This window comes from Streptomyces montanisoli (assembly GCF_017813245.1).
Lineage (GTDB): Bacteria > Actinomycetota > Actinomycetes > Streptomycetales > Streptomycetaceae > Streptomyces > Streptomyces montanisoli.
Genome location: NZ_JAGIQL010000327.1, coordinates 1 through 2514, shown reverse-complemented (window position 1 = coordinate 2514; position 2514 = coordinate 1). Strand labels below are relative to the sequence as shown.

Genomic DNA, 2514 nt, shown 5'->3' with positions numbered 1-2514 from the left:
AGCCGGCGGCCCGGCAACGAGCCCGGGTACGGCGGGCGGCACCGCGGCGGCGCTCTTCTCCGACCACGGCAACTCCCCCGCCCCTGCCCCCGCAGGCGCCTCGTCCGTTGCCGGCGCATCCTCCCCTTCCGGCGGATCCTCCGGCGCCTCCTCCTCCGTTGCGCCCAGGCCCGCCCCGGTGCCGGGCGCGCGCGCCGCCGCCTCGGCCGGCCGGGAACCCCGCCGCCCGAGGCGGTGGGGGAAGATCGCGCAGCGGATCGTGCCGTACAACCTGGAGCCGGACGCCCTGCGCCTGGAACTCATCGAACTCGGCGACGCCTACCGCGCCTACCAGCGGCGCCCGGAACCCGACCTCGTCCTCCTCGCCGAACTCCACGACCGCAAGGCGCGCGCGTTCGCCCAGTGGGCCGACGTCTCCGGCGACGCGTCCCTGCGCGAGGACGCGGACCGCGCCACGAAGGCCGCGGTGACCTGCCGCGAGATGCACGACAACCGCGCGGGCGGACCCGCCGGCGCGCTGCTGACCCGCACGCAGGCCGAGCACGCCCGCACCGTGCTCGGCCTCCTCGGCGCACTCGCCCCCCACCACGAGCCCCCCGTACACCTCGCGGTGCTCATGCTCACCCTGCGCGCAGCGCGCGCCGGCATCGGCAACGTCACGGGTCAGGACCTGGGCGGCTGGCTGCAGGGCGATGCCGAGCGGGTGCTCGACGCGCTGGTCGCGGCGGGCTGGATGCGGATGCCCTGCACCGCGTCCGAGGCGCTCGAGGCGAGGCCGGAGGACCCCACCGCGGTGACCGTCCCGACGCTGCTGCCCGACGGGCCGCGCCCGTTCGTCCTCGGCAAGGTGACCCGGGCGAGGATCTCGGGCTGGGCGCAGAAGGTGGTGAACGACCGGAAGCTCCGCAAGAAGAAGTCGCCGCCGGCCACCCGCCTCCTAGCCCTGCACACGGCCGCCCACTCCCGCCCCGACGGCGGGCTCGGCCCCGCCGAGGACGATGGCCTCGACCTGGCGGAGGCGGCCGCGTTCTGCGCCCTGCCGCCCGAGGAGGTCGCCAAGCACGTCGAACGGCTGCTCTCGGCCGACTGGCTGGCCGAGGCGGCCGTCACGGAGGACGGCAGGCTGCGCGGCCGGCTCAGCGACCGGGTCCTGCACCTGTCGGGCCTGCTGTGACGCGCGGCGGTGGCCAAGTCTCGCGCCGGCGACGGCCCGTCAGGTCGGCCCCGGCGAGGGCGGGATGCCGAGCAGGCGGCGCACGGCATCCGGCATGTGGGCCGGATCGCTCACGCCTATGACGTCGTTCGCGCTGATCACGGCCTGCTCCGTGGGGACGCCCGCGATGCGGTAGACGAGGACGGCCTGATCGACCACCTGTCCCGGTCCGTCGTCGCACCCCTTGAGCGTCCCCTTCCCGAGTGCCTCGCCCTGGTGGTGCACGGGGCTGCTGGTGGTGGTGTCCCGCTGCCCCGTGCCCTGATATGTCCGTCCGTCGAACTCCAGCACCCACGCACAATCACCGCCGCCGTGTCCGGACGTCGTGGACGAACACCCGCTTCCCGCCAGTGCCAGCAGCGCGACGGCTCCGGCGGCCTGCAACGCGATGCGCGCGCGTAAGAGCAGCACCATGACGCTCTCCCCCTCCCTCGGCCCCCGCGACGCAGGGCCTCGCCAAGTGGATTCCATGGTGCCCGCATTCGCCGGTGGAAGCGGCCGGTTCCGCGCGGCGCGGCCGTCCGGCCGGGCGGATTTGCAGGCTCTCGTCCGCTTGCTTTGTTCGGCGCTGGGCAGGAGAGTCGAAACGGCGTCACCAACAGCGGTCAGGAATCGGCCGGAGGCCCACCGACGCCCGAGGTCCCCCCATGCGCACGCGTTCCTCGAACTCCGCCCATCCCACCCGACCCATATCCCTCGCCATGGCGCCGCAGGCCGAGGAGCAGCCCGTATCGACGTCCCGTGCAGAGGGCGTACTGGTGCTGCGCCTGGCCGGTGCGCTGTACGCCTCCGACGCCGGCGACCTGGCCCTGGACGCCCGGCGGCACGCCGATGCCGCACGCGCGCTCGGCCATCGCCTCGTCTTCGACCTGACGGACGTGACGCTGCTCAGCGGGGCGGCGGCCGCGGCGCTGGCCGTCGCCGCCCACGAGTCCGGGGACGAGCGCGAGGGTGACGGCGAGCCGACGATCGCCGTCGTCGCGGACGCGCACATCCGCGCGGTCCTCACCCGCGCCCTGCCGCCCTCCATCGGCGTCCACGCGACGATCGGGGAGGCGCTCGCCTAGATTAGAAGAACATATATTTAAACTTCAGTCATTAATATATCTTATATATTATTTTTTATTTAAAAAAAAAAAAAAAAAAAAAAAAAGAAAAGAAAAAAAAAAAAAGAAAAAAAAAAAAGAAGAAAAAGAAAAGAAGAAAAAAAAAGAAAGAAAAAAGAAGAAAAAAAAAGAGGAAGAGAAGAGAGAAGAGAGAAGAGAGAGGAGGAGGAAAAGAAGGAGAGAGAGAAAAGAAGA

Annotated in this window: 3 protein-coding genes; 2 read left to right on the top strand and 1 reads right to left on the bottom strand. The window is 70.0% G+C overall.

What is annotated here, in order from left to right:
- Positions 1–1174 (top strand): hypothetical protein (locus tag JFN87_RS32870; protein WP_209346136.1); only part of this gene is annotated, 1174 nt, incomplete at its 5' end.
- Positions 1175–1213: 39 nt separating this feature from the next.
- On the opposite strand, the gene JFN87_RS32865 is transcribed toward JFN87_RS32870, so the two are convergent.
- Positions 1214–1627, bottom strand: coding sequence for a DUF6281 family protein (locus JFN87_RS32865; protein WP_209346135.1), 414 nt, complete (start codon positions 1625–1627; stop codon positions 1214–1216).
- 233 nt (positions 1628–1860) lie between these two features.
- Between JFN87_RS32865 and JFN87_RS32860 the strand changes: the two genes are divergently transcribed.
- Positions 1861–2280, top strand: coding sequence for an STAS domain-containing protein (locus JFN87_RS32860; protein ID WP_209346133.1), 420 nt, complete (start codon positions 1861–1863; stop codon positions 2278–2280).
- Positions 2281–2514 lie beyond the last annotated feature (234 nt).

Excerpts from the sequence above, each read along its gene's own strand:
- JFN87_RS32865 (WP_209346135.1), bottom strand. The coding sequence starts at position 1,627 with ATGGTGCTGCTCTTACGCGCGCGCATCGCGTTGCAGGCCGCCGGAGCC.
- JFN87_RS32860 (WP_209346133.1), top strand. The coding sequence starts at position 1,861 with ATGCGCACGCGTTCCTCGAACTCCGCCCATCCCACCCGACCCATATCC.